Genomic DNA, 25,972 nt, shown 5'->3' with positions numbered 1-25,972 from the left:
GCCCGTCTCCACCAGCCGCTCTGGCAGCGGCAGGCCGCCGTTGCTACCTTGGCGGGATGGATGCGCGCGTGCACGGCACGGAGGATCCCTGGCCCGCCGGACCGAGGGTGGCCCCGCCCGTGCTGATGGCCCAGAGCTGGGCCAATACGGTGTTCCTGCACTGGCGGATCGACCCGGCCGCGGCAGCCCCATATATGCCGCCGGGTGTGGAGCCCGATGTATACCGCGGGTCCAGCTACGTGGGCCTCATCGGCTTCCGGGCTCCGGAGACGCGGCTGTGCGGTGTCCGGGTGCCATGGTTCGGTTCATTCACGGAAATCAACGTCCGCCTGTATTCCCGCGGGCAGGACGGCAGCCGCGGGGTGCTGTTCCTGAGCCTGGACGCCTCACGCCTGGCGCCGGTGCTGGCGGCCCGCGCGCTGCGCATCCCCTATGTCTGGTCCCGCTGCCGGCCCACACGCTCGGGCTGGTCCTGGGGGTACGACGTCGAGCGGTTCCGCAGGCAGGCACGGTCCTCCTTCACGGCGGTACCCGACTATCCCAACCAGGCTGATGACGAGCTGTCCCTGTGGCTCAGCGCCCGCTTCGGGCTGCATTCCGCGTTTGCCGGGCGAACCGTATTCATTCCCATTTCGCACCGGCCCTGGCCGCTGCATCCGGCCCGGCTGACCCATTTCTACGACGAGCTGGTGCCTGCTGCCGGGCTGCCGGTATCCGGACCGCCGGACACCGTGCATTTCTCCACCGGGGTGCGGACACTGTTCGGGCGGCCCTGGCGGGTGGCTTGATTCCGGCGCAGTTCCCGGCGCAGTCCCTGTTCGCCGCGGCGCATCAGCATGCTGTGGGCGGCGGTGAAGACCGGCCGTGCCACCGGGGTGAGCAGCCGCATCCAAGGACGCGTGGGCGTGACCCGCCAGTCGATCAGCATGCGGGTCCGCTGCGGAACCCGGGGGTCGGGGGCGAGACGGATCCGGCCGGTGCCGACCAGGTCGCCGCCGGCGTCGAACTCTATGAGGCGGGGGAAGTCCGCGCGCGTGGGCCGGATCGAGATGCTCAGCCGGTAGCCCAGGGCCGCCCTGAACTGCAGTGCCGCGGTGGTTGCCAGCAGGCGGGCGTCGTCGGTGCCCGTAGCGGCTTCCGGGGCGGTTGTCAGCTCCTCGAGTGTGCATCCCGGCCACCAGCGCGGCCAGCTCATGTCGCTCCCGGCGACCAACGCCCAAATCTCTTCCGGACCGGCAGGGAGCAGCCAGCAGGAGGGCAGATTGTAGAGACCGGGCATCCCACCAGCATGCCATCCCGGCGCAGGTGCCCGGAAAAGGCACCCGCACCGGGATGGCCGGCGGGATTACTCAGCTGAGGTAGTAGGGAACGGGCAGCTCCAGTCCCCGCTCAGCCATCACCTCACGCAACCGGGTGGGGTAATCGGTGATGAGGCCGTCCACGCCCAGATCCATCAGCGCATTCATGTCAGCCGTTTCGTTGACCGTCCACGGGATGACGGTCAGCCCCAGTTCGTGGGCGTCGGCGATCATCTCGGGGGTGACGGTAGTGGCGATGGGGGAGACGACGTCGTACCCCTGGGCCGCAGCGGCCCGCGGAACTGAACCGCCAAAGTCGTCAATGTCGATCCCGCCCAGCTGGGGTGCCGCACCGGGCTGGCCGACCCCCAGCTCCTCCGCCGTACCGGCCAGGGCCACCAGCGTCAGGTCGGGGGCGGTTTGGGCCACGATATTCAGGGTGGACCAGTCGAAGGACTGGATGGTGGTCCGGGCGGACTTGCCCGCCTCCCGGACTTCGGCCACGACGGCCTCGGTCAGCGCGACGCTGGCCGGTCCTCCCGCCATTCCCTCTTCGACCTTGGTTTCCACATTGAACCGGACCGTGTCGGCACGGTACTGGTCGGCCAGATCGTAGACGTCACTGAGTTCGGCGATGCGGTTGCCCTCCACCACGTCCTGTTCGGGGAACCCCGGCAGCTGCTGGTAGCCGCAGTCCAAGGTCTGCACCTGGGCCCAGCTCAGTTCCGCCACCCGGTCACCCACGTAAGGGAACTCGGGGTCCCCGGCACTGGCGGCACCGGTGTCGATGCATTTCTCGGGCTGGATCAGGTCGTCATGCCAGACGATGATCCGGCCGTCCTCGGTCAGGTGCGTGTCCAGTTCCAGGGTGCTCACACCGAGTTTCAATGAATGGGCGAAGGCGGCCAGCGATTCCTCGGTTTTTTCCCCTCGGCCGCCGCGGTGCGACTGCAGGTCAAAGTCCTGCTCCGTGCCGGAACGCATGACCTCGGTCATCACGTCGAAGATCCGGGTGTTCTCGTAGACGCCGGACAGCATTTCCGCGCCCGGACCCATGGCCGTCAGCGGCACGTCCTCGCCGGTGTGGCCGCCGGTGGTCCAGTCGATCCGGTACTGCTTGTCCGAACCTGCGACGCTGAAGGGTTCTTCCTGCACCGGGCTGTCCGGGTTGGTCTCGTCATTGAGCGGCTCAATTGCCATGCCGCCGGTCTCGTGGTCCCCAACCGTTATGAGCAGGGTGTTGCCGTCCTGCTCGGCGAACTCCTTGGCCAGCGCCACGGACCGGTCGAACTGGATGCCCGATTCGATGGTGAGGGCTCCGTTGTTCACATGGCTGAAGGCGTCAATGCCCTCCTCCTCGACCATCAGGAAGAATCCGTTGTCGCCTTCGGTGCCGTCCAGCACGTCCAGGGCTTTCTGCGTCATTTCCGTCAGCGGTACTACGGGTTCGTACTGTGCCTCAACGTCGTCGCCGTACTGGAACATCTCCTCGTTGGCGAACAGCCCCAGGATCTTTCCGCCGTCGGCGGCCTGCAGTCCGGCCCGGTCCGAGACGTACTCGTAGCCCTGGTTCTGGGCCTCTTCGACGAGGTTGCCCTCGGTTCCGGCGCTTTCCTCGGACTCGTCCTCCGGCGGGTTGTCGGGGAACCGGCCCGGGTCACCTGCCGGGTACCAGTGGTCTTCTCCGCCGCCCAGGATGACTTCGGGGTGGGAGCTGCGAAGGAACTGGGCGGCGATGGCGCTCTGCTCATCCCGGTCCAGCACATGAGAGCCAAACGCCGCCGGGGTGGCGTCCGTAACCTGGCTTGTGGTGACCAGGCCCGTGGACTTCCCCAACCCTTCGGCGATCTCCAGTGCAGTGGTTACCGGCTGGCGGTTAATTTCCGTGCCGATGGCCCCGTTGTACGTCTTGACGCCGGTGGACATGGAGGTGGCTGCTGCAGCTGAATCGGTGACGAATGTTTCTTCATCAGCGGAGTTGGTGTGGACACGTCCCACCTCCGGGAGGGTGTCCATGGTGAGTTCGCCGGTGAGCCCCACGGAGGCCAGCCGGATAGCGTCTCGCTGGCTGGCGCCCATGCCGTCGCCGACCATCAGGATGACGTTCACCGATTCGTCGTTGTCCCCGTTGCCGCCGGTAGGGCTGGGAGTTGGGCTCGCCGTCGGGCTGGAGGTTTCGCTGGCGGTTGGACTGGATGTTGGAGTCGGCGAGCCGGTGGCTGTGCCGCTGGGTCCGGGGGAGCCGGTGGGATTTGCCGTTCCGCCCGTAGCCGGTATGCCCCCCATGCCGCATCCTGCCAGGACGCAGACGCTTAGTACCGCGGTGGATAATGCCGAAGCCGTCTTATTCATGTGGATTCCCCTGCGAGTGACTTGCCTTGGTCCCCCTGACGGGAGCCACACTCTGCACCGGCAGACAAGGTGTCAACAGAAGGCAGGGGTATTCGCGGGCAGCCTACTCGAAGGGGGCAGGATCTCCGGTGCCGCGGCGGACCACCTCGGGAGCGCCGCTGGAGAAGTCCACCACCGTGGTCAGGTCCGGGCCGCAGAAGCCGGAGTCGATCACGGCATCCACCTGGTGGTCCAGCCGTTCCTTGATCTCCCAGCCCTGAGTCATCGGTTCTTCGTCACCGGGCAGCAGCAGCGTGCTGGAAAGCAGGGGTTCGCCCAAGGCATCCAGCAGGGACTGGACCACGGCGTTGTCCGGGATGCGCACGCCTACGGTGCGCTTTTTGGGGTGCGACAGCCACCGGGGAACTTCCTTGACTGCCGGAAGGATGAACGTATAGCTGCCGGGGGTGGCGGCCTTGACGCTGCGGAACACCGAGTTGTCCAGCTGGACGAACTGCCCCAGCTGGGCGAAGTCCCGGCACACCAGGGTGAAGTGGTGTTTGTCGTCCAGCTGCCGGATCTGACGGATACGTTCCAGGCCCTCCCTGTTTCCCAGCTGGACGCCCAGGGCGTAGCAGGAGTCGGTGGGGTAGGCGATGAGTCCGCCGGAGCGGAGCATCTCCACGATCTGGTTGATGGACCGCGGCTGCGGATTCTCGGGGTGGACGTCAAAGTATCTGGCCATGCTCAAAGCCTACCGGGACGGCTTGGCTACGCAGCCCGGAGCGCATAGGCGAGCGCTGACTCGGCCACGGATAGTTCATCACCAGTCTGGACGACATCGGGCAGCGGCGCCGGCAATCGCGTTCCCGGTCCTGGCGGGGCGCCGGGCAGGGGCGGAGCAGCAGAGCAGTAGGTGTGGCCGGTGGGTGTGCGGGTTTCCACGGTGTGCGTTTCCACGGTGTGCAGAGTGTGCCCGGGCTTGTCCGGCAGCAGCACCGTCCGTGCCGACCAGCCCGGTGCTTCCTTTGCATGGTTGCATGCTTCGCACAGGCCCTGTCCGTTGTCCCCGGTAGTGGGTCCGCCGTGGCGGTGCGGCCGCACATGGTCAATGTGCCGAATGGGTGCGCCGCACCAAGGCATACGGCAGGTTTGGTCCCGTGCGTCTATGAAGCGGGCCAGGGAAGCCGGAAACAGCCGCGCGGGAATCCATTGCTACCAGCTCGCCGGTTTCCGGGGCTGTGTACAACCGGCGAATCCACGTCCGGGCGGTCTTGTCCGACCGCCTGGCCGAGGTGCTGTCCGCCTGGGCGTCTGCGCGCCCGTCTGCGCGGTTGCCCCTGTCCCCGGTACGTCCGCCGCCTTGCCGGCGGACCAGGTCCCTTGCCCACTGGGCCGGAATCGGACCGTACCCGGGCACAAGTGCCGGTTCGGACTCGCCGGCAAGCAGCGTTCGGTCCGTCATGACCAACTGGACCTCTACCCCCATTCGGCCGGCATCGGCGTGGCCCGTAATGCGTTCAACCAAGGTGTCCGCCATGTCCGCGGCTGTCACCGGAAGCCCGCAGCCGGTCCGCCTCGCGTGACAGGGCGGCATAAACGCCCACGCCCTGGCTGACCGGCAACAGTCCAGTCAGGTAAGTCATGGTGTCCGGGGCAGGACGGCACGAGACGAAGCGTTCCGAAGCGGCCTTGGCGGCCCGGTTTACCGAAGTCTGCGGATCCAGCCGGTAGCCGGCAGCCTTTGCCCGGGCGATGATCTGCCGGTCCCCGAGGGTCTCCAGTACCTTTGGATCCCCGGCGACCTCGCGGTCCACGGTGCGGCGGTCCGCAACGCTGAGACACGCAGTCTCACGTACGAGCAAGGTGGCGCGCCATTCACTGATCAGTCCGCGGCTCAAAGCGTCCAAGGTGCAGGGCATCTCGGCGGTGAGCGCTTTCGCGAAACCCAAGAGCCTGCCGCCCCGGTTGGCAGATTCCCTGCGGGCCAGCGCTATTTGGCCGGCGATACCCTTGCCCAACTGTTCCCGCGGCAGGCCGGACAACTCCTGCTTCTGCCGGTGCAACGCGTCAAACGCAGCGGCGGCACGCGCCTGGGCCGCCGCTGCAGCAGCTTTTAGTTCCTCGAGGGCACGGATGCGGTCGATGAGTTCAGTATCCCCGGCAGCGCGGTCAGTACCCCCGCCGAGGGAAGCCACCCACCCGCCCACCAGCTCGGCGGTAACCTCGACGGCTACCGCAGGAGGCGTCTTGGAAGGTGGGGTGGAAGCCTCCCGGCGATGAGGAAGAGGTGCAGAATCTTCGAACATGTGTTCGAGTCTATTTGTCCCTGGATTCGAATGCGAGAGGAAAAATACCTGACCTGCTACCCGGTTTCCGGGATAGAAATTGCTGGCCTAGATTCGCCATGAACGACCGCGGCTGCCTAGCTCTGCGGACATCTCCTCCACAGCCCCTGCGAGCGCCGCCAAACCCTTCGGTCCAACGTGGCCTTCCCCGTCTATCACCGTCAGTCGGCTGGAGGGCCAAAGCCGGTGCAGCTTGCAGGCGGTGTCCACCGGGCTGCCGACATCCTTCCGACCATGGATCAGCCGAGCAGGTATGCCGTTGAGCTCATAGATCCGCCGCAGAATCGCCTCGGCGCCCGGGAGGAACCCGTCCTGCGCCCAGTACCGGGTCACCAGGAGGGCGAAACTCACCAAGCTGCGCTCGCCGTCGAACCGGGGAGCAGCGGACGCGGATGTTTTGGAACCGGCCGGCCCCGCTGTTTCCAGAGCTGCGACGGCGGATTCCCACCGGTCCCAAGCTAGCGCCGCAGCGAGGGCGTCCGTACGGTCCGGACCTGCCAGGCGGCGGGCATAGGCCTCCACTGTCCGCTCATGCGGCAGGGCGCGGGCATCCCTGATGAACTCCTCCAGGGCCTTCGGGCAGAAACGTCCGACGCCGCCGGTGATCCAGTCGATTTCGGCACGGCTGGTGGTGGTCACCGCGGCCATGGCAAGGCCCAGCACCCGGTCCGGATGCCGGAGGGCATATGCCATGGCCAGGGTGCTGCCCCAGGATAGTCCGGTCACGATCCATGCAGGGAACCCCAGCTCGGCCCGCACGGCTTCGATGTCCTCGATCAACTGCTGGGTGGTGTTCAGGTGCAGGTGCGCCAAGTCGTCTTGGACGGCGGGGGTGCTGCGGCCGCATCCGCGCTGGTCTATGCCGACGGTGAAAAAACGGGACGGATCGTGCCGCCTTCGGTAACCGCCGGACCCAAGCGAACTGCCGGGACCGCCGTGCAGGTACAGGACCGGGATGCCGGCCGGATTGCCGCTCGCTTCCCAGTAGATCCGGGCGTGCGGTACGGCTACCCAACCGCTGCGGTGCTGGCCCTGCTGATTCCCCATCCGACTAAGGTACGGCACGCACTTATTTCGCCATGCCCCGCCGCAGCTGCCGGACGGAGTGGGCTGCGGTCTTGAGCCGGGTGCCGGAATACGGGATTCCCCCGCACAGCCGCCGGGCCGCCGCAAGCCACACGCATACAGCCCGCTCAGCAACCCAGGCGGGCGCCCACAGTGCCGCCGTCGGCCCGAACACCTGCGTGCCGCCGTCGCGCCGCCGCCCGTATTCCGCCGCCGCCACGGCCGCTGCGCCAAAGGGCAGCAGCCGTACCGGCCGGCGCAGGCACCACGCCAGCACCGGAAGGAGCGCCAGCTCTGCGGCGAACCGCACGGGCTGGGCCAAACCGTCGTAGGCCTGCCGGACGCGCTGCCGCAGGAAGTGCCGGGTGGAGCAGGGGAGCCGGGCCACAAAGAGGTCATCGGCCCGTACTTCCACACCGCCCGCGGCCCGCACCGTCCGCAGCAGCTCGAGGTTCTCGAACAAAACACCGCCGCTGTAGCCGCCCGCCCGCCGGAGAGTCCCGGCCCGCACCGCCATGGTCCCGGGATAGTCCGACCCGAAGGCCCGGTTCAGCAGCGTCCGGCCGGTGTCCCATTTCGCGTGCCACGGCAGCGGGAGAGGGAAGTGGTTCTGCGGGCGGACGACGTCGGCCCCCTCCAGCAGTTCGAGGATCCGGGACAGTCCTGCCGGAGTAAAGCGGACGTCGTCGTCGGCAATGACCAGGTTGGCGGCCTGCGTGAGGTCCAAACCTGTCAGGACCCCGTCCACCTTCCCGTTGCGGCATTCCGGATGCTTGGGCCGGCAGTGCCGCACTGTCGGCGGGAAGGCGCGGGTGTGCGAGGCAAAGTGCTCCACGTCCGAGCCGTCCACCACCAGGACCGGCAGCTGCGCGGCCAGCACTGCCAGATACCCGCACAGCTCGTCCAGTCCGTCGTCAGTGCTCCATTTCAGCGGCAGGATGTACTCAGCGTCCAGCACGGGGCGGGCTTCCATGGCAGCGAAGATAACCCCACCGCGGTTGGTAAGCAACCTTAGTAATTACCGCGTGTCCCCGTGCGGCCGGCCGGCCCGGTCCGTAGAGTGGAAGCAAATGGAGGAACCCGACTATTTCGCCGGAGACTCCCGCAGCATGCGTGAACGGCTGCGGCGGGGGACCTGTTAGGAACGCATGCTTTTTATCCTTGGATTCAAGACCGTTGCCCGCGCCCTGTTCTCCCGGCCGGCCACCTGCCAATACTGCGGCGCCTATGCGCCGCAGCAGGTGGAGGAGCGCGCCAACCGGCTCACGCTGTTCTTCATCCCGGTCCTCACCACCAGCCGCCGCTATGCCTTCACCTGCTCCAACTGCGGGCAGAGCACCGGGATCAGTCGCATGCAGAAAATCGCGCTGCAGCGCGGCTAGAACCCGCAACGCCACCTCCCCGAAACCGTCCCGGGACTCTCCGTGTGTGCCCGGTGTCCCCGGCGCGCCGGAAAAATCAATAGAATGAATTAAGCACAACAGCTGCCGGCCCTGTTCTGGCCGCACCACAGACTTCCGGAATGCCGCCGTACGGCTGCCGTTCCACCCTGCAATTTGATCCCCGACGAAAGAACTACATCCGTGAATAGAACACCTGCCGTCCTCAAAGCCCCCCGGGAACTCGCCAAGGGAACCATGCGAGTGATGAACCTGGGCGGCCTCGGCGAAATCGGCAGGAACATGACCGTTTTCGAATTCGACGGCAAGCTCCTGATTGTTGACTGCGGCGTGCTCTTCCCTGAGGAAGAACACCCCGGCGTCAACCTGATCCTGCCCGACTTCACCGCCATCCGCGACCGCCTGCAGGACGTCGTCGCCGTCGTGCTGACGCACGGCCACGAAGACCACATTGGCGGCGTGCCGTACCTGCTGCGCGAACGTTCGGACATCCCCATTGTCGGTTCCAAGCTGACGCTGGCCTTCATCGAGGCCAAGCTGAAGGAACACCGGATCAAGCCCAAGCTGATCCAGGTCAAGGAAGGCGACCGGCGCACCATCGGCGGCTTCGACCTGGAATTCCTGGCCGTGAACCACTCCATCCCCGACGGCCTGGCCATCGCCATCCGCACTGCCGCAGGCTTGGCCCTGCACACCGGTGACTTCAAGATGGACCAGTTCCCGCTGGACCGCCGCATCACCGACCTGACCGGTTTCGCCCGGTTGGGCGTGGAAGGCGTGGACCTGTTCCTCACTGACTCCACCAACGCCGAAGTTCCCGGCTTCATGGCCTCGGAAAAGGAACTGGCGCCGGCCATCGACACCGTGTTCCGCACCGCTCCGCGCCGGATCATCGTCTCCAGCTTCGCCAGCCACATCCACCGCATCCAGCAGGTCATCGACGCTGCGTCGCGCTACAACCGCAAGGTGGCCTTCGTTGGCCGCTCGATGATCCGCAACATGACCATCGCCGAGGAACTGGGCTACCTGAACATCCCCAAGGGGATCCTGGTGGACTTCAAGGCCCTGCAGCGCACCGATGACCACAAGGTCGTCCTGATCTGCACCGGTTCCCAGGGCGAGCCCATGGCGGCGCTGTCCCGCATGGCCAACAACGACCACCAGATCCGCATCCACGAGGGCGACACCGTGCTGATGGCCAGCTCGCTGATCCCGGGTAACGAGAACGCCATCTACGGCATCATCAACAACCTGACAAAGATCGGCGCCAACGTAGTGCACAAGGGCAATGCCAAGGTGCACGTCTCCGGTCACGCCAGCGCCGGCGAACTCGCCTACTGCTACAACATCGTCAAGCCGCGCAACGTGATGCCGGTGCACGGCGAATGGCGCCACCTCAAGGCCAACGGAGCCATCGCAGAGGCGACCGGAATGGATCCCCGCGACGTGGTCCTCGCGGAAAACGGCATGACCGTTGACCTGCGCCGCGGCCGTGCCACGATCTCCGGCAAGCACCAGGTGGACCTGGTCTTCGTGGACGGCGACAGCGTCGGCCACACCACCGAGGAGACCCTGAAGGAACGCATGCAGCTGGCCGAGGAAGGCGCCGTGACGGTGCTGGCCCTGGTCGACGCCGACACCGGCACCATCGCCGAGCCGGCCGAGTTCTTCACCAAGGGCTTCACCATCAAGTCCGAGGACCTGAGCAAGGGTGAGGAAGCCGTGGAGAAGGCCCTGGCCAACGCTGCGTCCGGCAACCGCCGCGGACCCAAGGGCGAGGACCTCGAAGACGTCATCGAGCGCGCCGTCGCGAACTGGATGCGCCGCTTCTACAACCGCACCCCGGCGATCACCGCGATCGTCGTCGACGCGTAGCAGGATCCGCTCCGGATCCGCTGCTCCGGCCCGCTGCCCAACGGCGGCGGGCCGGAGCCCGTTAAGGGCGGATTCGGTGTGATCTTGTTCTCGCACCTCAAAGGCGGCAGTGCCGCTGCGAACCATCCGGCAGGCACCGCGGCCCTCACCGGATCCCTGTTCCGGCGCGGAATAGGCAGGGGTCCGACGCCGATGCACACATCGCGGGTTATACCTGCGGCTGCAACCGGGGTCAAAAGCGTTCACAGGATGACCCGATAACTTAGCCGGATGCAAGCCCCTAAAACCTCCTTCCTGGAACGACTCAGCATGCCCGGTCGGCTGGTCGCGTTTCTCCTCGTAAGCCTGGTTGCAGGCGTGCTGGCCGCGGCCACCCTGATTCCCGTAGCCGCCGTGGCTGCCACCGGCACCGACATGGGCGTTGAAGTGCTGGACCAGCTGCCGGACGAGCTCGAAACCGGGCCGTTGGACGAAGGATCGAAGATCTACAGCGCCGACGGCGTGCTGCTGGCCACGTTTTACGCCGAGAACCGGGTGCCGGTGAAGCTCGATGCCATCTCGCAGAACATGCAGGACGCGATCGTCTCCATCGAGGATGCGCGGTTCTTCGAGCACAACGGCATCGACTTTAAGGGCGTGGCCCGGGCTTTTGCCTCCAATGCCAGCGGCAGCGATACACAGGGCGCTTCCACCCTGACCATGCAGTACGTCAACAACGTCCTCATCAGCCGGGACATTGCAGCCGGCAAGGGCGGCAGCGACCTGACGCTGAGCGGCACCAAGGACCTGGGCGATAAGCTGCGCGAAGCAAAACTCTCCGTCGCCGTCGAAAACCAGTACTCGAAGGAAGAGATCCTTGAGGGCTATCTGAACATTGTGCTCTTCAGCGGCCAGACCTACGGCGTGGAAGCCGCAGCGCGCAGCTTCTTCGGTGTATCGGCCGCGGAGCTGACTCCGGCGCAGTCGGCCATGCTGGCCGGCATGGTGCAGTCACCCAGCGTGTACAACCCCTTCACCAACCCGGAAGGCACCCAGGAGCGCCGCGACACCGTGCTGGCCGCCATGCTGAAAAACGGGAAGATCAGCCAGGCCGAATACGAGGAAGCCGTGGCGACGGGGCTGAACCTGAATCCGCAGACCGTCACGTCCGGCTGCACCGGCGCGGAGAATGCCCAGTACTTCTGCAGCTATGTGGAACAGACCGTCCTGCAGTCGGACGCTTTCGGCTCCAGCGTGAAGGAGCGGGCAAGGCTCCTGGCCCGCGGCGGGCTGACCATCCGCACCACACTTGATTCCCGCCTGCAGGCCGAGGCGCAGAAACAGATTGAGGCCCAGGTTCCCGTGGGGGATCCTTCCGGTGCCGGGTCCTCACTTGTGTCAGTGGAACCGGGCACGGGAAAGATCCTGGCCATGGCGCAGAATACCGAATACACCCCCGAGCCGGGCGCGGGTCGGACGCAGCTGAACTTCAACGTGGATGCCGACATGGGCGGCACGCCGTACGGGTTCCAGCCCGGATCCACCATGAAGCCGTTCACCACCGCAGAGTGGTTGCAGTCCGGCCACGGGCTCAATGACACCATCGATGCCAGCCGCACGTCCTACCCGGCCGGCTTCAAGTGGAAGGCCAGCTGCCTGGGCGGCAGTGCCGAGTTCGACGAGTGGAAGTTCAAGAACGCTTCCGAGGGCTATGAGCGGTCCATGACCGTAAGCCAGGGGCTGACCTCATCGGTCAACACCGCCACCGTGGCGCAGGCCGCCCAGCTGGACCTGTGCGACATCCGCGATACTGCCACCAGCATGGGCATCCACCGCGCCGTGGACGGGGAGCCGCTGGAAGTCACCAGCCCCTCCTTCGTGCTCGGCGGGCAGGAAGTATCCCCGCTGACCATGGCTTCGGCCTATGCCACGTTTGCTTCCGGGGGACAGTACTGCGAGCCGACTGCCCTCACCGAGGTTACCGACCGGCAGGGCAATGCCTACGACATTCCCCAACAGGACTGCAGGCAGGCCATCTCCGCCGACGTCGCCGCAGCGGTCACGCTGCCCCTGCAGAACCTGGTCAAGGGCTCACCGGGAAGCATCCACCCCATCGGAGTTCCCGCGGCGGCGAAAACCGGCACCACTGACTTGTCCGAACAGACGTGGACGGTCGGCTACACCACCGGGATCGCCACCGCGTCCTGGGTGGGCAACTGGAATTCCTACTCGTCGCTGAACAACCAGGAGATCAACGGTGTGACCCGCTCCTACGTTGACGGTTCCGCCCTGGCCGGTGCGCAGTGGACCGGCTACATGAGCTCGATCGCCGCGCTGTACGACGCCGAGGCGTTCCCCTCGGTGCCGAACAGCATGCTTTAGGCGGTGCTAACGACGGCGGCCGCGGCTAGATGCTGCAGGTACCCGTGTAGGGATCACACAGTGACTGACCGGTGGGGACGGCAAAAACGCCGTCTCCGCCGGACACCAGCCGAAGTGCACCCATCTCCTCCAGCGACGTGAGCACGTTCAGTGTTTCAACGCCGCCAAGATCGAATTCCTCTGCGACGTCCTGCGGCTGCACCCGGCCGTAGCGCCGTACGTAGTCAATGACTTTCTGCTGCAGGGGATCAGCGGCGGTGCGCTGGTTGCCGATCTGTTCAAGTGCCATGGGGTCCTTCGCTTTCTGGTTGGTTCCATCTGCTTAAGCGCCGGCGGAGCGGCAGGAATTCCCCGCACGGGCGCCAACTCAGCGAAGGCTGCGGTCGCCGGGATCCACGGCCGCCATGATCCTGCGGCCGATTTCCCCCATCTGCCGCTGCTGCGCGCGGGTCAGGGGATCAAAGGCCAGTGAGCGCACTTCCTCCACGTGCCCGGGTGCCGTGGCTACTACCTTTTCCCAGCCTTCATCCGTGAGCGTCGCCAGCGTGGAGCGGCCGTCCCGCGGGTCGGGCGCGCGGGTGATCCAGCCCCGCTTCTGCAGGCGGCTGACAACTTGGGACAGCCGGGGCAGCCCGGACGAGGCAAGGACGGCCAGGGATCCCATGCGCAGGGTGCGGTCCGGTGCCTCGGAAAGGGCAGAGAGCACCACGTATTCGAAGTGGCTGATGCCTGCGTCGCGCTCCAGCTGCCTGTCCAGTGCACCCGGAAGGCGCAGCAGGACACTCGCGAATGCCTGCCAGGCCGCCTGTTCCTCCTCGTTGAGCCACCGCGTAGGTCCGGTACCTGCGGGGGATACGGCGGGGGATGCTCCGGTTGCTGCTGCGTCTTTGCGGGCGGCGGATTCCATGCGGGCAGACTAACACCGGGTGGTTAATCCCTGAAGAAAAAGTTCCTGCCGATCACTTGTAGGTTGAACTAAACCGCAGTACCGTTTCGTTCACGCTTGAACCAATCCGGCAGGAGAGACCATGACCATCGCAGTATTCGGTGCCACCGGCCAGCTGGGCCGCCTCACGCTGGCGGCCCTGCGGGACCGCGGCGTGCCCGCAGACGGAATCCGTGCGCTGGGACGCAACCAGGCAGTGCTGGATCAACTTTCGGAGGAAGGATTCGAGACCTTCAGGGTCGAACTGGATGAACCGGACACCCTGCGCCGCCCTTTGGCCGGGGTGGAAAGCGTCCTGCTGATTTCGGCCAGCGACGTCGGCCGCCGCGTACCCCAGCACCGTGCGGCCATCCAGGCAGCGCTCGACGCCGGGGTGCGCCGGCTGGTGTACACCTCGGCGCCCGGCGCCAGCACCGTACCCGGCATTTCCACCGAGCACAGGGCAACCGAAGCCTTCCTGGCCGACGTCGGGCTGCCGGCCACCGTGCTGCGCAACAACTGGTACACCGAGAATTACCGGGCCGACTTTGAGCAGGCCAGAACGGACGGCGTGATCCTCAACAGTGCCCGCTCAGGGGGTATCCCCAGTGCAACCCGTGCCGACTATGCCGAGGCGGCCGCAGCAGTTCTCACCACCGCAGGACATGAGGGAGCGGTCTATGAGCTCGCCGGAGACACCGCCTGGACGTGGGACGGGTTTGCCGCCGCCGCTGCAGAAGTCCTCGGCAGTCCCGTGACGTACCGCCCCGTCAGTCCTGATGAGCAGCGGAGGATGCTGCTGGACGCGGGCGTGCCCGCTCAAATGGCCGAAGCAGTGCTGGCCATGGATGCCAACGCGCGTGACGGCCTGCTTGAGCACACCACCGGAGACCTCAGCCGGCTCCTCGGCCGGCCCGCCACGCCGCTCAGGGACACCCTCAAGTCCTGGGCCTGACAGCCGCGCCACTTTCCGCACCGCCAGTTCACCACAACCTAAGGAGCAACCATGAGCTCTGCAAGTTCCCGGACCGCAGCCGCCCGAACCTCCGGTTCCAACCGCCCGCTGCTGCTGACCCTCGTCATCGTTGGCGCAGCGGCACTGAACCTCGTGCTCTTTTTCGTCTTCCGGGCCGCCGGTGCGGAGTATGCGAACGCGTCCGGGATGGTGGTGGGTGCAGCAAATGTGCTGATCATGTCGGTGGTGCCCCTGCTGATCGGGCTGGTTGCCGTTGTGCTCCTGTCCCGGCGCTGGCCCTCCCTGCTGCGGATTGGCCGGTGGGCCGGTGCTGCCCTGGCGCTGCTGACCATTGGCATGACGGCTGCGGCCGGGTTCGATACCCTCGGCTTCACCGGACTGGCCCTGATGCATGTGGTGGTCGCCGCCGGCGTGCTGGTTGCCCTGCGTCCGGGAGTGCCCGCGCAGCGGTAAGGGTACTGATGGTGGCAGACTGGTACCCGGACCGAAAGACAACGGGAAGGGCACTATGACGACGCCGGACTGGGTACAGCACGCCATTTGGTGGCAGGTGTATCCGCTGGGCTTTACCGGAGCCGAGAAGAGCGGCCCGGCAGCGGATGCGCCGGTGCAGCACCGGCTGCCGCAGCTGACCGCGTGGCTGGACTACATCCTGGAAATGGGTGCGTCCGGGCTGGCCCTGGGGCCGGTGTTCGCGTCCGAAAGCCACGGTTACGACACCGCGGACTACTACCGGATCGACCCCCGGCTCGGCGACGACGCCGATTTCGACGAACTGATCAGCCAGGCCCGTGCCCGTGGGCTCAGGGTGCTGCTGGACGGGGTCTTCAACCACACCGGCCGCTCCTTTGCACCCTTCCGCAAGGCCCTGGAGCAGGGTCCGGATGCCGCCGAAGCCCGGTGGTTCCATCTCGGCTGGCCGGACGGCTGGAAGCCCGGGGTTGAACCGGAATACGGAGACTTCGAGGGCCACCACCAGCTGGTGGCGCTGAACCACGGGGAACCGGAGGTGGCCCTCTTTGTTGCCGACGTGATGAAGCACTGGCTGCGCCGCGGGGCCGACGGGTGGCGGCTGGACGCGGCTTACGCCGTGCCGTCGTCGTTCTGGGCCGCAGTGCTCGACGATGTCCGGACCGAGTTCCCGGACGCCTGGTTTGTGGGGGAGTACATCCACGGCGACTACACCGCTGAGGTGGAGAACGGGAAGCTGGACTCGGTGACCCAGTACGAACTGTGGAAAGCGGTATGGAGTTCGCTCTCGGACGGCAACTTCTTTGAGCTGGAATGGGCCCTGCAGCGGCACAACATGTTCCTGGAGACCTTCGTGCCGCTGACGTTTGTCGGCAACCATGACGTGACCCGCATCGCGAGCCGGCTGGCGCCGTCGGGCCGCCTGGCGCATGCGCTGGTGCTGCTGTTCACGCTGCCGGGCACCCCGGTGGTGTACTACGGCGATGAGCAGGGCTACCGCGGCATCAAGGAAGACCGTGCCGGGGGCGACGACGACGTCCGGCCGCTTTTCCCGGCCGCGCCGGATGAGCTCTCTGCCGTGGGGGCGCCGCTCTACCGGCTGCACCAGACGCTGATTGGCCTGCGCCGCCGGCATGCCTGGCTCCACGGGGCCCGCACGCGCACGCACTCGGTGAGCAACGAGCAGCTTGTGTATGAAGTGCACGACGGCGGCAACTCGCTGGTTGTGGCACTGAACCTTGCCGCGGCCGCCGCCACCGTTGAGGTTCCCGCTGCGGCCCGGGACGTCCTTGCCGGCGAGGGCGGGCTGGACGTCCCGGGGCAGCGGCTTGCACTGCCTGCCTTGGGCTGGGCGGTGCTGCGGACTAGCTAGCTGGGGACCGACTAGCTGGGGGACCGACTAGTACAGCTTGATGCTGCCGCCGTCGGCCATGAGGGTCTGGCCGGTCATGTACTTCGACTGCTCGCTGGCCAGGAACACAACCACCGGTGCAATGTCGGTTTCGGGATCACCCAGGCGGCCCAGGGGAACGCCGTCCACTACTTCCTGGTAGGCCTCGGGGAAGGCCTGGCTCCACTGGACGATGCCCGGGGTCAGGGCGACCGGGGACACAACGTTTACGCGGATGCCGTCGGCTGCCCATTCGTTCGCGGCCGTGCGGGAGATGGCCCGGATGGCTTCCTTCGCCGCGGCGTAGGCCACCTGGTTTGGCAGTCCCTTTATACCGGCGCCGGAAGCGAAGTTCACGATGCTGCCGCGGGTCTTCTTCAGCTCCGGGTAGGCAGCGCGCATCAGGTGGAAGGTTGCCATGGTGCCGGTGTTGAAGGACAGGTCCCAGATTTCGGGAGTGGTCTCCATGATCGGCGCCTGCTTGGAGGCATGCGCGTTGTTGACCAGGATGTCCAGGGCGCCAAAGTGCGCCACGGTTTCGGCCACGATCGCCTCGGCGTTCTCCGCCTTGGAGATGTCCTTGGCGATGAAGATGACCTCGCCCTTGCCCTCAAGGTCGGCGAGCAGCTTGTCGCCCTGGGCCTGGTCAATGTCGACCACGGCCACCTTGGCGCCTTCGGAGAGGAACCGGCGGACAATGCCCTGCCCGATTCCGCCGGCACCACCGGTAATGATTGCTGTTTTGTTGCTCAGCTGCATGTTCTTCCTTCCATAAACCCGGGCGTTACGGAGTGTCCGGGGAGTTTTTGAGGCTTTGTGCGACGCCGTTGATGAAGTTGGCAACCAGGAAATCCAGTGACCGGCGGGAGGCCGTGTAGCTGATGCCCTGCTCCTGGAAACGTGCTGCGTAGGGATGGGGGGCCACTGCGGCTTCGTCCCAGCGGCCCGGTCCTGCAGGTTCCGCGCTCTCCGGGCCGCTGTGGGCGGTGATGGTGATGGTGGCGGTGCCGATCACGGCTGCGGAAACACCCAGGAGGCAGTCATAGGCCTGTTCTTCGGATAATCCGGCCCGGTGCAGTGTTGACAGCAGCAGTTCGACCTCTGAGGGACGTGCCGTATTCACCAGCCGGCGGGGAGTGAGGACAACGCTCAGCAGCCAGGGATGCGCGGTGAAAACGGACCACTGCGTGTTGGTCATGTGCACCAGCATCTGCTGCCAGGTGTGGTTGCCCGGCGGCAGGAGGGCGTAGTCACCGGCAACTTCCTCCGCCATCAGGATCAACAGGGCCTGCCGGTCCGCCACGTAGCGGTACAGCGCCATGGCCGATACGCCCAGTTCACGGGCCACCCGGCGCATGGACACGGCGTCCAATCCGTCCGCGTCGGCAACGCGGACCGCGGAGGCGGCAATAGCAGCAGGGGTCAGCGGGGACTGCGGCATTGGAGGTCCTTTCCTGGACGAGAAGTTTACAGTGTATACCCCGAACTTGGGAGGCCAGTGCAGCGGCCGGGACCGGGTCACAAACGCGGCGGAGCATAGGCATTCCGTAAGGGTTTCCGCTGCGTCCGTGAGGAAAACATGAGGATGGCATTTTGCCCTCCGGCGCGGGCATCTAATCGAAGGCGGCACACAGCGTGCCCGCGCAGCCGACCGGCGGCGCGACTTTTCTAGCCTGGGGGCAACTTCCGTGCTCGACGTTCTATTTATTACCGGCTTCGTGGCGCTGTTCGCCGCGTTTGTCCTGATGGCAGGGGCGGTGGAGAAGCTGTGACTTTCTTCGACATCCTGGCCCTCTGCCTTGGGGCGGCCTCCGCCGTCTACCTGCTGGCAGCCCTCGTCCGGCCGGAGAAGTTCTGATGGGCGGCTGGACCACGGCCACACAGGTACTTACCCTGGTGGTCCTGCTGGTGCTCGTGTACCGCCCGCTGGGCGATTACATGGCCCGGCTTTACACCTCCGAGAAGCACCTGGGCGTGGAACGCGGTTTCTACCGCCTTGTGGGGGTTGACGCCGGCGCCGGACAGTCCTGGCAGAACTACCTGCGCGGCGTGCTGGTTTTCTCCGCCGCCGGCATGGGCCTGCTGTATCTCCTGCAGCGGATCCAGCCCGTACTGCCCGGAGCCCTCGGGCTTCCGGCGGTTCCCGAGGCGCTGGCCTTCAACACGGCGGCGTCCTTCCTCGCCAATACCAACTGGCAGTCCTACTCACCGGAAGTGACCATGGGTTACGCGGTGCAGATGCTGGGACTGGCCGTGCAGAACTTCCTCTCGGCCGCCGTCGGCCTGGCTGTGGCGGTTGCCCTGGTGCGCGGTCTCGCTGCCCGCAAACAGGGCACCATCGGCAACTTCTGGGTGGACCTCGCCCGGGGGCTGGTGCGCCTGCTGGTGCCAATGGCCGCACTCGGCGCCATTGTCCTGATGATTGGCGGCATCATCCAGAACTTCAACGGCTTCTCCACCATCACCACCCTCCCCGGCGGTTCGCAGGTGGTCCCGGGTGGTCCGGTGGCTTCACAGGAAGCCATCAAGCTGCTGGGCACCAACGGCGGCGGGTTCTTCAACGCCAACTCGGCCCACCCGTTCGAGAATCCCACCGGCTGGACCAACCTCGTTGAGGTCTTCATGATGCTGGTTATTCCCTTCAGCCTGCCGCGCACCTTCGGCACCATGGTGGGGGACCGGCGGCAGGGTTACGCGATCCTGGCCGCAATGGGCGCCATCTTCACCGTTTCCCTCATCGCGATGACGGCCTTTGAGTTCTCCGCAGCGGATGGCGCTGCCGGGTCAATGGAAGGCAAGGAGCAGAGGTTCGGCATCGCCGCTTCTACGCTCTTCGGTTCCACCAGCACCCTCACCTCCACCGGTGCCGTGAACTCCATGCATGACAGCTACAGCCCGTTCGGCGGCATGATGGCCATGCTGAACATGATGCTCGGCGAAGTCGCCCCCGGCGGCGTAGGGTCCGGCCTGTACGGCATGCTGGTGCTGGCAGTAATCACCTGCTTCGTTGCCGGCCTGCTCGTGGGCCGCACACCGGAATACCTGGGCAAAAAGATCGGCCCGCGGGAAATCAAGCTCGCCAGCCTGTACATCCTCACCATGCCCACCCTGGTGCTGGTCGGAACAGCGCTGAGCTTCGCAATTCCCGGCATCCGTGCCGACATCGAGGGCACGTCCATCCTCAACTCGGGACTGCACGGCTTCAGTGAAGTGCTGTACGCCTTCACATCCGCGGCCAACAACAACGGCTCGGCGTTCGCCGGGCTCACGGCCAACACTCCGTGGCTGAACACGGCCCTGGGCGTGGCCATGCTGGTGGGACGGTTCCTGCCGATTGTGTTTGTGCTCGCCCTGGCCGGGTCCTTCGCCGAGCAGGGCAAGGTTCCCGTTTCGGCCGGGACGCTGCCCACCCACCGGCTTCAGTCCGTCACGCTGCTGTGCGGCGTCACGGTCATTGTCACAGCCCTCACCTTCTTTCCCGTACTCGCGCTGGGTCCCCTGGCGGAAGGACTGCAATAACCATGTCCACACTCACTCAACCCTCACCGTCCAAACCGTCACCGTCGGCCGAAGACGGATCCGCCTCACCGGCACCGGCTCGCCGGGGAATCACGGCCGCATCGCTGGCCGCGGCACTACCCGGGGCCTTCCGCAAACTGGATCCGCGGCTGATGGTGCGCACCCCGGTGATGTTCATTGTCGAGGTTGGTGCGGCACTGATTACCGCCATCGCCGTCGCCGAACCGTTTATGGGCGGCCCCCAGGACTCCGGCGGCACTGCAGTACCGGGATCCTTCGCCTGGCTGATCGCCGGCTGGCTGTGGGCAACCGTGCTGTTCGCCAACCTCGCCGAGTCCGTTGCGGAGGGCCGGGGCAAGGCCCAGGCCGCCTCGCTGCGTGCCAGCAGGGCCACCACCACCGCCTTCCGCGTTCCCGCCTATGACGGCCGCCGGGATCCGGCAGCCCTGAGCGCAGCGCCGGAGGAAGTGGCTTCCGCCGACCTCGGCCTGGATGACGTGGTGGTGGTATCCGCCGGCCAGGTCATTCCCGGCGACGGCGACGTCATTGACGGCATTGCCTCCGTGGACGAATCGGCGATCACCGGCGAATCCGCACCGGTAATCCGCGAGTCCGGCGGTGACCGGTCCGCCGTCACCGGCGGCACCCGGGTGCTGTCGGACCGGATAGTCGTCCGGATCACCAGCCGTCCCGGTGAAACCTTCGTGGACCGGATGATCCGGTTGGTGGAGGGTGCCGCACGGCAGAAAACCCCCAACGAGATTGCCCTGAACATCCTGCTGGCAACCCTCTCGCTGGTCTTCGTCGTCGTCGTGCTGACCCTGAACCCGCTCGCCGGCTACTCGTCCGCCGCCGTCAGCATCCCGGTCCTGGTGGCCCTGCTGGTATGCCTGATCCCGACCACCATCGGGGCGCTGCTCTCCGCCATCGGCATTGCCGGCATGGACCGGCTGGTCCAGCGCAACGTGCTCGCCATGTCCGGCCGCGCCGTGGAGGCTGCCGGCGACGTCACCACGCTGCTCCTGGACAAGACCGGAACCATCACCTACGGCAACCGGCAGGCATCGGCCTTCGTGCCCATCAACGGCACGGAAAACCAGGACCTTGTCGACGCCGCCGTCCTGTCCTCCTTCGGGGACCCGACGCCTGAGGGCAAGTCCATTGTTGAACTGGCCGAGAAGCAGGGCTGCCGCCCACAGCCGCCGGCAGGTTCCGTGAGCGTTCCCTTCACGGCCCAAACCCGGATGAGTGGAATGGACTTCCCCGACGGCGCCAAGATCCGCAAGGGTGCTGCCTCGGCCGTCCTGGACTGGACCGCCGAATCCGGCGGGATCGAGGTCGATGTCCTGATGGCTGTCGAAGACCAGGTGCAGCGCATCTCCACCGGCGGCGGAACACCACTGCTCGTGGCGGTACGGGACGCCGACGGCGACACGCAGGTGCTTGGCCTCATCCACCTGAAGGACGTGGTCAAGGCGGGCCTGAAGGAACGCTTTACCGAACTGCGCTCCATGGGCATCCGCACCGTGATGATTACCGGCGACAACCCGCACACGGCCAAGGCCATTGCGGCCGAAGCCGGGGTGGATGACTTCCTGGCCGAAGCCACGCCCGAGGACAAGATGGCCCTGATCCGCCGGGAACAGGCGGGCGGCCATCTGGTGGCGATGACCGGCGACGGCACCAACGACGCACCGGCGCTGGCCCAGGCCGACGTCGGGGTGGCCATGAACACCGGAACATCCGCAGCCAAGGAAGCCGGCAACATGGTGGACCTGGATTCGGATCCCACCAAGCTGATCGACATTGTCGGAATCGGCAAGCAGCTGCTGATCACCCGCGGGGCGCTGACCACGTTCTCCATCGCCAATGACATTGCGAAGTACTTCGCGATCATCCCCGCCATGTTCGTGGGGGTTTTCCCGGGGCTGGCAGCGCTGAACCTGATGCAGCTGCATTCGCCGGCGTCGGCCATCCTCTCCGCGGTGATCTTCAACGCCCTCGTGATTGTGGTGCTGATTCCACTGGCCCTGCGCGGCGTGAAATACCGTGCCGCCGGTTCCTCGTCCGTCCTGACCCGGAACCTGCTGATCTACGGGGTAGGCGGCATCATTGCCCCGTTCATCGGCATCAAGCTCATTGACCTGCTTGTCAGCCTGCTTCCGGGCTTCTGACATGACCATTCCCAGCTTTAGGAGCAACAAATGAATCCCGTCCGCAGCAGCATGCGCCAGCTCGGCGTTGCCGTACGCGCCATGGCGGTGCTGACCCTGGTGCTTGGCCTGGCCTATCCGTTCGCGGTGGCGGCCGTGGGGCAGGTCGCCCTGCCCGGCCGCGCCAACGGTTCCATGGTCAGTTCCGGTGGAACCGACGTCGGCTCAGCGCTGATCGGGCAGTCCTTCACGGACGGCGACGGCGTGCCGCTGCCGGAGTTCTTCCAGTCCCGTCCGTCCGCCGCCGGCGACGGGTATGACGGCGGAGCCTCCAGCGGCTCCAACCTGGGCCCCCTCAACGAGGACCTTGCCGCGGCCGTCGCCGAACGCCGGCAGGCCGTGGCGGACACCGAAGGGGTTGCCCCGGAAGAGGTGCCCGCGGACGCCGTTACGGCCTCCGGTTCCGGCCTGGATCCCCACATCAGCCCTGAATACGCTCAGCTGCAGGTACCGCGGGTTGCCGCTGCACGCGGGCTCAGCGAAACGGAGGTACAGGAACTGGTAACCGAGGCTACCGAAGGGACGGATCTCCTGGGACGGGAGGGCGTGAACGTGTTGCTTTTGAACATTTCACTGGCGGAGCTGGACACTTAGTCCATGACGCGGGGACAACTAAGGGTATTTCTGGGGGCGGCGCCCGGCGTGGGGAAAACCTACGCCATGCTCGAGGAAGGGCACCGCCTCCACGGGGAGGGCCGCGACGTCGTTGTGGGACTGGTGGAAACCCACGGCCGGGCCGGCACAGCCGCCCTGGCCGCGGGGCTGGAAACCATGCCGCGGATCAACGTGCCGCACCGCGGACTGGACCTGGCGGAAATGGACCTGGACGGCCTGCTGGCCAGGCGCCCCGACTATGCGCTGGTGGATGAACTGGCGCACACGAATGCCCCCGGCCTGAGGCACCAGAAGCGCTGGCAGGACGTTCAGTCGCTGTTGGACGCAGGGATCAACGTCCTGTCCACGGTGAACATCCAGCACATCGATTCACTCAACGACGTCATTGAGCAGATCACCGGCACCCTGCAGGCCGAAACGGTGCCTGATGCCGTGCTGCGCGAGGCGGACCAGGTGGAGCTGGTGGACCTGGCCCCGCAGTCCCTGCGGGGCCGGCTTTCCGAAGGGTGCATTTATCCGGCTGAACGGGTGGACGCTGCCCTGTCCAACTATTTCCGGCTGGGGAACCTGACGGCACTGCGCGAGCTGGCCCTGCTGTGGCTGGCGGACGAAGTGGATTCGGCGTTGAACCGGTACCGGGCCGAGCACGGCATCAACCGTAAATGGGAGGCGCGGGAGCGGGTGGTGGTGGCCCTGACCGGCGGCCCCGAAGGGCACACCCTGCTGCGTCGCGGTGCACGGATTGCCGCCCGTTCCGCGGGCGGCAAGCTGCTTGCCGTGCACGTTTCCGGGAACGACGGGTTGAGCGGCCCGCAGCCCGGCGAGCTCGCGGCCCAGCGGGCGCTGGTGGAAAAGCTGGGCGGCAGTTTCCACCAGGTGGTGGGCAATGACATTCCGCAGGCCCTGGTGGACTTTGCCCGCGGGGTCAACGCCACGCAGCTGGTGATCGGCGTCAGCCGCCGGCCCCGGATTGCCGCCCTGCTGTCCGGTCCGGGGATCGGGGCGACGGTCATCCGCGAGTCGGGCGACATTGATGTGCACATGGTCTCCCATTCGGCCGCTGCCAGGACCCTGGTGCTGCCGCACCTGGGCAGCGCCCTCTCGATGCGCCGGCGCCTGCTGGGCTTCGCCTTCGCGCTGGTGGGCGGTCCGCTGCTCACCGCCGCCCTGGTGGCCGCCCAAAGCGCGGAAACCATTACCGGCGACGTCCTGAGCTACCAGCTGCTGGTGATCCTTGTGGCCCTGGTCGGCGGTATCTGGCCCGCATTGTTCGCCGCGCTGCTCTCGGGCCTCACCCTGGACTTCTTCTTCATCTCACCGCTCTACACCGTGACGGTGGCCACGCCGTCGCACATGCTGGCGCTGGGACTCTATGTGGTCAATGCGATGCTGGTCAGCTACGTGGTGGACGCTGCGGCGCGGCGCGCGCGCACCGCCCGGCGCTCCGCCTCGGAATCAGAGCTGCTCGCATCCGTGGCAGGCAGCGTGCTGCGCGGCGAGGACGCCCTGGCAGCATTGGTGGGACGCACCCGGGAGGCGTTCAATGTCAGCGCGGCCCGGCTGCGGGTGGACGGAGCGGATCTGTACTCCGACGGCGACTGGCCGGACAAGGCCGAACCCGAAGACCCTGCGTTCACCCGCCTGCCGGTAGGGGAGAACGGCTTCCTGGACCTCTGGGGCCGTGAACTGGCTGCCTCGGACCGCCGGCTGCTGGCGGTCATCACCGCGCAGCTGGAGGCAGCACTGGAGCACCGGGAACTGACCGAAACCGCGCGCGGCCTCGGCTCGCTGGCCGAAGCCGACAAGGTCCGCACGGCCCTGCTGGCCGCCGTCGGGCATGACCTGCGCCGGCCGCTGACCGCCGCCACTGCTGCCGTCACGGGCCTGCGCGCTACCGACGTCACCTGGTCCGAACAGGACCGGAATGAGCTGCTGGCCACGGCGGAAGAGTCCCTTGCCTCGCTGTCCGGCCTGGTGACGAGCCTGCTGGACGTCAGCCGGCTCCAGGCCGGGGTGGTGGGCGTGAGCCTGGCACCGGTGGACGTGGCCGACGCGGTACTGCCGGCACTGGAGGAGCTGGAACTGGGCCCCGCCGAAGTCGAGCTGGAAATTCCCTCCGTCCAGCGCACCGTCACAGCTGACCCGGTGCTGCTGCAGCGGGTGCTGGTGAACCTGCTGGCAAATGCAATGCGTTTCAGTCCGGAGGGCAGCAAGACGGTGCTGTCCGTCAGCGAGTTTGCCGGCCGGGTGGAAATCCGCGTCATAGACTCGGGTCCCGGTGTTCCCGAACAGCGGAAGGGGGAAATATTTGTTCCCTTCCAGCGGCTGGGGGACACGGATAACTCCACCGGACTGGGGCTTGGCCTGGCACTGGCAAAAGGATTTACGGAAGGAATGGGCGGAACACTGGAAACCGAAGACACCCCCGGCGGCGGGCTGACCATGGTCCTCTCGCTGCCGGCTGCAGCACGGGTTTCCATCCCGGGACGGTCCAATCGGGCGGTGGCGGGATGAAGATTCTGATAGCGGACGACGACGTCCAGATCCTGCGCGCCCTGCGCATCACCCTGGGCGCGTACGGGTACGAGGTAGTGACGGCTGAAAGCGGCAGCGCTGCCATCCGGAAGGCGGTGGACACGCATCCGGACCTGCTGGTCCTGGACCTGGGAATGCCCGGGCTCAGCGGGATGGACGTTATTGAAGCGGTCCGCGGGTGGAGTGCGGTGCCCATCCTGGTGGTGTCAGGCCGGGTGGACCCGGCAGACAAAGTCCGCGCCCTGGACCTGGGGGCTGACGACTATGTGACCAAGCCGTTTTCCACCGAGGAGCTGCTGGCCCGGATCCGTGCCCTGTCCCGCCGGGTGCCGGCCGCCGCCGGGCCCAGCGAGATCACGTTCGGCGCGGTCCGCGTGGACCTGGCCGCCCGGCGGATCGCCCGCCTCAAGGACGGCGCCGACGTCCGGCTGACGCCTACCGAGTGGCGCTTCCTCTCCGAACTGCTGGCCCATCCCGGGATGCTGGTGACCCAGCAGACCCTGCTGCACAACGTGTGGGGTCCCGGAACAACGGACTCCGGCTACCTGCGCCTGTACATCGGCCAGCTGCGGCGGAAGCTGGAGGCCGATCCGGCCAGTCCCGCCCACCTGCTGACCGAACACGGCATGGGATACCGGTTTGTGCCCTGA

At 66.5% G+C, this 25,972-nt stretch carries 24 protein-coding genes; 13 read left to right on the top strand and 11 right to left on the bottom strand.

Translation table 11 applies throughout. The features are described 5' to 3' along the window. The first annotated feature begins 56 nt into the window (after window positions 1-56). The gene (locus tag LOC57_RS09065; RefSeq protein ID WP_229959250.1) at window positions 57-788 is read left to right on the top strand and encodes a YqjF family protein; all 732 of its coding nucleotides are present in this window, start codon (window positions 57-59) and stop codon (window positions 786-788) included. On the opposite strand, the gene LOC57_RS09060 is transcribed toward LOC57_RS09065, so the two are convergent. The 7 genes from LOC57_RS09060 to LOC57_RS09030 all read right to left on the bottom strand — a co-directional run bounded on the left by LOC57_RS09060 (window position 677) and on the right by LOC57_RS09030 (window position 8,015). Further along, entirely contained in the window at window positions 677-1,279 is a 603-nt protein-coding gene (locus LOC57_RS09060; RefSeq protein WP_229959248.1) for a hypothetical protein, read from the bottom strand. The genes LOC57_RS09065 and LOC57_RS09060 overlap by 112 nt on opposite strands. A 70-nt stretch (window positions 1,280-1,349) precedes the next feature. Further along, on the bottom strand, window positions 1,350-3,584 hold the full coding sequence (locus tag LOC57_RS09055; RefSeq protein ID WP_229959246.1) for an alkaline phosphatase: 2,235 nt from the start codon (window positions 3,582-3,584) through the stop codon (window positions 1,350-1,352). 169 nt (window positions 3,585-3,753) lie between these two features. Continuing rightward, window positions 3,754-4,374 (bottom strand): L-threonylcarbamoyladenylate synthase, encoded by a 621-nt coding sequence (locus tag LOC57_RS09050; protein WP_227926387.1) that lies wholly within the window; start codon window positions 4,372-4,374, stop codon window positions 3,754-3,756. 26 nt (window positions 4,375-4,400) lie between these two features. Then, entirely contained in the window at window positions 4,401-4,772 is a 372-nt protein-coding gene (locus LOC57_RS09045; RefSeq protein WP_229959243.1) for an HNH endonuclease, read from the bottom strand. Window positions 4,773-5,149: 377 nt separating this feature from the next. Further along, window positions 5,150-5,938 carry a DUF222 domain-containing protein gene (locus LOC57_RS09040; protein ID WP_229959241.1) on the bottom strand — a complete coding sequence of 263 codons (789 nt, stop codon included), beginning with the start codon at window positions 5,936-5,938 and terminating at the stop codon, window positions 5,150-5,152. Between the two features lie 87 nt (window positions 5,939-6,025). Then, entirely contained in the window at window positions 6,026-7,024 is a 999-nt protein-coding gene (locus LOC57_RS09035; RefSeq protein ID WP_229959239.1) for an alpha/beta fold hydrolase, read from the bottom strand. 22 nt (window positions 7,025-7,046) lie between these two features. After that, window positions 7,047-8,015: a glycosyltransferase gene (locus tag LOC57_RS09030; protein WP_229959237.1), complete on the bottom strand. Its 969-nt coding sequence runs from the start codon at window positions 8,013-8,015 to the stop codon at window positions 7,047-7,049. A 175-nt stretch (window positions 8,016-8,190) separates the two neighbouring features. Between LOC57_RS09030 and LOC57_RS09025 the strand changes: the two genes are divergently transcribed. The 3 genes from LOC57_RS09025 (at window position 8,191) to LOC57_RS09015 (ending at window position 12,678) form a co-directional block, all read left to right on the top strand. Further along, window positions 8,191-8,424 (top strand): zinc-ribbon domain-containing protein, encoded by a 234-nt coding sequence (locus tag LOC57_RS09025; RefSeq protein ID WP_227911209.1) that lies wholly within the window; start codon window positions 8,191-8,193, stop codon window positions 8,422-8,424. A gap of 255 nt (window positions 8,425-8,679) precedes the next feature. After that, window positions 8,680-10,317, top strand: coding sequence for a ribonuclease J (locus LOC57_RS09020; RefSeq protein WP_229959569.1), 1,638 nt, complete (start codon window positions 8,680-8,682; stop codon window positions 10,315-10,317). 270 nt (window positions 10,318-10,587) lie between these two features. Next, entirely contained in the window at window positions 10,588-12,678 is a 2,091-nt protein-coding gene (locus tag LOC57_RS09015) for a transglycosylase domain-containing protein (RefSeq protein ID WP_229959235.1), read from the top strand. 25 nt (window positions 12,679-12,703) lie between these two features. Here LOC57_RS09015 and LOC57_RS09010 read toward each other — a convergent pair whose 3' ends face one another. Continuing rightward, window positions 12,704-12,967 carry a hypothetical protein gene (locus LOC57_RS09010; protein WP_227911211.1) on the bottom strand — a complete coding sequence of 88 codons (264 nt, stop codon included), beginning with the start codon at window positions 12,965-12,967 and terminating at the stop codon, window positions 12,704-12,706. A 78-nt stretch (window positions 12,968-13,045) separates the two neighbouring features. Continuing rightward, on the bottom strand, window positions 13,046-13,585 hold the full coding sequence (locus LOC57_RS09005; RefSeq protein ID WP_227911212.1) for a MarR family winged helix-turn-helix transcriptional regulator: 540 nt from the start codon (window positions 13,583-13,585) through the stop codon (window positions 13,046-13,048). A gap of 121 nt (window positions 13,586-13,706) precedes the next feature. On the opposite strand from LOC57_RS09005, the gene LOC57_RS09000 reads away from it, so the two are divergent. The 3 genes from LOC57_RS09000 to LOC57_RS08990 are packed head-to-tail and all read left to right on the top strand — an operon-like array spanning window position 13,707 to window position 16,422. Beyond that, complete coding sequence (locus tag LOC57_RS09000; RefSeq protein WP_229959233.1) at window positions 13,707-14,558, top strand: SDR family oxidoreductase; 852 nt, start codon at window positions 13,707-13,709, stop codon at window positions 14,556-14,558. A gap of 51 nt (window positions 14,559-14,609) precedes the next feature. Continuing rightward, the gene (locus tag LOC57_RS08995) at window positions 14,610-15,032 is read left to right on the top strand and encodes a DUF6069 family protein (RefSeq protein WP_229959231.1); all 423 of its coding nucleotides are present in this window, start codon (window positions 14,610-14,612) and stop codon (window positions 15,030-15,032) included. A gap of 55 nt (window positions 15,033-15,087) precedes the next feature. Beyond that, window positions 15,088-16,422: an alpha-amylase family protein gene (locus LOC57_RS08990; protein WP_229959229.1), complete on the top strand. Its 1,335-nt coding sequence runs from the start codon at window positions 15,088-15,090 to the stop codon at window positions 16,420-16,422. A gap of 27 nt (window positions 16,423-16,449) precedes the next feature. Here the strand turns inward: LOC57_RS08990 and LOC57_RS08985 are convergent, their stop codons facing one another. Both LOC57_RS08985 and LOC57_RS08980 read right to left on the bottom strand, forming a co-directional pair. Next, window positions 16,450-17,199 carry an SDR family NAD(P)-dependent oxidoreductase gene (locus tag LOC57_RS08985; protein ID WP_227911216.1) on the bottom strand — a complete coding sequence of 250 codons (750 nt, stop codon included), beginning with the start codon at window positions 17,197-17,199 and terminating at the stop codon, window positions 16,450-16,452. A 25-nt stretch (window positions 17,200-17,224) separates the two neighbouring features. Continuing rightward, window positions 17,225-17,881 (bottom strand): TetR/AcrR family transcriptional regulator, encoded by a 657-nt coding sequence (locus tag LOC57_RS08980; protein ID WP_227911217.1) that lies wholly within the window; start codon window positions 17,879-17,881, stop codon window positions 17,225-17,227. A 327-nt stretch (window positions 17,882-18,208) separates the two neighbouring features. Here LOC57_RS08980 and LOC57_RS08975 point away from each other — a divergent pair, with 327 nt between their 5' ends. From LOC57_RS08975 to LOC57_RS08950, 6 genes are read left to right on the top strand one after another with little or no spacing between them, the layout of a single operon-like run. Continuing rightward, the gene (locus LOC57_RS08975; RefSeq protein ID WP_227911218.1) at window positions 18,209-18,298 is read left to right on the top strand and encodes a potassium-transporting ATPase subunit F; all 90 of its coding nucleotides are present in this window, start codon (window positions 18,209-18,211) and stop codon (window positions 18,296-18,298) included. Then, entirely contained in the window at window positions 18,298-19,959 is a 1,662-nt protein-coding gene (kdpA, locus tag LOC57_RS08970) for a potassium-transporting ATPase subunit KdpA (RefSeq protein ID WP_229959227.1), read from the top strand. The genes LOC57_RS08975 and kdpA overlap by 1 nt, the downstream gene beginning before the upstream one ends. A gap of 2 nt (window positions 19,960-19,961) precedes the next feature. Beyond that, complete coding sequence (gene kdpB, locus LOC57_RS08965) at window positions 19,962-22,133, top strand: potassium-transporting ATPase subunit KdpB (protein ID WP_227926377.1); 2,172 nt, start codon at window positions 19,962-19,964, stop codon at window positions 22,131-22,133. A 30-nt stretch (window positions 22,134-22,163) separates the two neighbouring features. Then, window positions 22,164-22,766, top strand: coding sequence for a potassium-transporting ATPase subunit KdpC (kdpC, locus tag LOC57_RS08960; RefSeq protein WP_227911221.1), 603 nt, complete (start codon window positions 22,164-22,166; stop codon window positions 22,764-22,766). A gap of 3 nt (window positions 22,767-22,769) precedes the next feature. After that, window positions 22,770-25,301 (top strand): ATP-binding protein, encoded by a 2,532-nt coding sequence (locus LOC57_RS08955; RefSeq protein ID WP_227911222.1) that lies wholly within the window; start codon window positions 22,770-22,772, stop codon window positions 25,299-25,301. Further along, window positions 25,298-25,972, top strand: coding sequence for a response regulator (locus LOC57_RS08950; RefSeq protein ID WP_227911223.1), 675 nt, complete (start codon window positions 25,298-25,300; stop codon window positions 25,970-25,972). The genes LOC57_RS08955 and LOC57_RS08950 overlap by 4 nt, the downstream gene beginning before the upstream one ends.

This window comes from Arthrobacter sp. zg-Y750 (genome assembly GCF_020907365.1).
GTDB lineage: Bacteria > Actinomycetota > Actinomycetes > Actinomycetales > Micrococcaceae > Arthrobacter_B.
This window is presented reverse-complemented; position numbering and strand designations above follow the sequence as displayed.

Excerpts from the sequence above, each read along its gene's own strand:
- LOC57_RS09010 (WP_227911211.1), bottom strand. The coding sequence starts at position 12,967 with ATGGCACTTGAACAGATCGGCAACCAGCGCACCGCCGCTGATCCCCTG.
- LOC57_RS08950 (WP_227911223.1), top strand. The coding sequence starts at position 25,298 with ATGAAGATTCTGATAGCGGACGACGACGTCCAGATCCTGCGCGCCCTG.
- LOC57_RS09015 (WP_229959235.1), top strand. The coding sequence starts at position 10,588 with ATGCAAGCCCCTAAAACCTCCTTCCTGGAACGACTCAGCATGCCCGGT.
- LOC57_RS09050 (WP_227926387.1), bottom strand. The coding sequence starts at position 4,374 with ATGGCCAGATACTTTGACGTCCACCCCGAGAATCCGCAGCCGCGGTCC.
- LOC57_RS09045 (WP_229959243.1), bottom strand. The coding sequence starts at position 4,772 with ATGCCTTGGTGCGGCGCACCCATTCGGCACATTGACCATGTGCGGCCG.
- LOC57_RS09040 (WP_229959241.1), bottom strand. The coding sequence starts at position 5,938 with ATGTTCGAAGATTCTGCACCTCTTCCTCATCGCCGGGAGGCTTCCACC.
- LOC57_RS09005 (WP_227911212.1), bottom strand. The coding sequence starts at position 13,585 with ATGGAATCCGCCGCCCGCAAAGACGCAGCAGCAACCGGAGCATCCCCC.
- LOC57_RS08995 (WP_229959231.1), top strand. The coding sequence starts at position 14,610 with ATGAGCTCTGCAAGTTCCCGGACCGCAGCCGCCCGAACCTCCGGTTCC.
- kdpA (WP_229959227.1), top strand. The coding sequence starts at position 18,298 with ATGGGCGGCTGGACCACGGCCACACAGGTACTTACCCTGGTGGTCCTG.
- LOC57_RS09020 (WP_229959569.1), top strand. The coding sequence starts at position 8,680 with ATGCGAGTGATGAACCTGGGCGGCCTCGGCGAAATCGGCAGGAACATG.
- kdpB (WP_227926377.1), top strand. The coding sequence starts at position 19,962 with ATGTCCACACTCACTCAACCCTCACCGTCCAAACCGTCACCGTCGGCC.
- LOC57_RS08985 (WP_227911216.1), bottom strand. The coding sequence starts at position 17,199 with ATGCAGCTGAGCAACAAAACAGCAATCATTACCGGTGGTGCCGGCGGA.
- LOC57_RS09030 (WP_229959237.1), bottom strand. The coding sequence starts at position 8,015 with ATGGAAGCCCGCCCCGTGCTGGACGCTGAGTACATCCTGCCGCTGAAA.
- LOC57_RS08955 (WP_227911222.1), top strand. The coding sequence starts at position 22,770 with ATGACGCGGGGACAACTAAGGGTATTTCTGGGGGCGGCGCCCGGCGTG.
- LOC57_RS08980 (WP_227911217.1), bottom strand. The coding sequence starts at position 17,881 with ATGCCGCAGTCCCCGCTGACCCCTGCTGCTATTGCCGCCTCCGCGGTC.
- LOC57_RS09000 (WP_229959233.1), top strand. The coding sequence starts at position 13,707 with ATGACCATCGCAGTATTCGGTGCCACCGGCCAGCTGGGCCGCCTCACG.
- kdpC (WP_227911221.1), top strand. The coding sequence starts at position 22,164 with ATGAATCCCGTCCGCAGCAGCATGCGCCAGCTCGGCGTTGCCGTACGC.
- LOC57_RS09025 (WP_227911209.1), top strand. The coding sequence starts at position 8,191 with ATGCTTTTTATCCTTGGATTCAAGACCGTTGCCCGCGCCCTGTTCTCC.
- LOC57_RS09035 (WP_229959239.1), bottom strand. The coding sequence starts at position 7,024 with ATGGGGAATCAGCAGGGCCAGCACCGCAGCGGTTGGGTAGCCGTACCG.
- LOC57_RS09065 (WP_229959250.1), top strand. The coding sequence starts at position 57 with ATGGATGCGCGCGTGCACGGCACGGAGGATCCCTGGCCCGCCGGACCG.
- LOC57_RS08990 (WP_229959229.1), top strand. The coding sequence starts at position 15,088 with ATGACGACGCCGGACTGGGTACAGCACGCCATTTGGTGGCAGGTGTAT.
- LOC57_RS09060 (WP_229959248.1), bottom strand. The coding sequence starts at position 1,279 with ATGCCCGGTCTCTACAATCTGCCCTCCTGCTGGCTGCTCCCTGCCGGT.
- LOC57_RS09055 (WP_229959246.1), bottom strand. The coding sequence starts at position 3,584 with ATGGGGGGCATACCGGCTACGGGCGGAACGGCAAATCCCACCGGCTCC.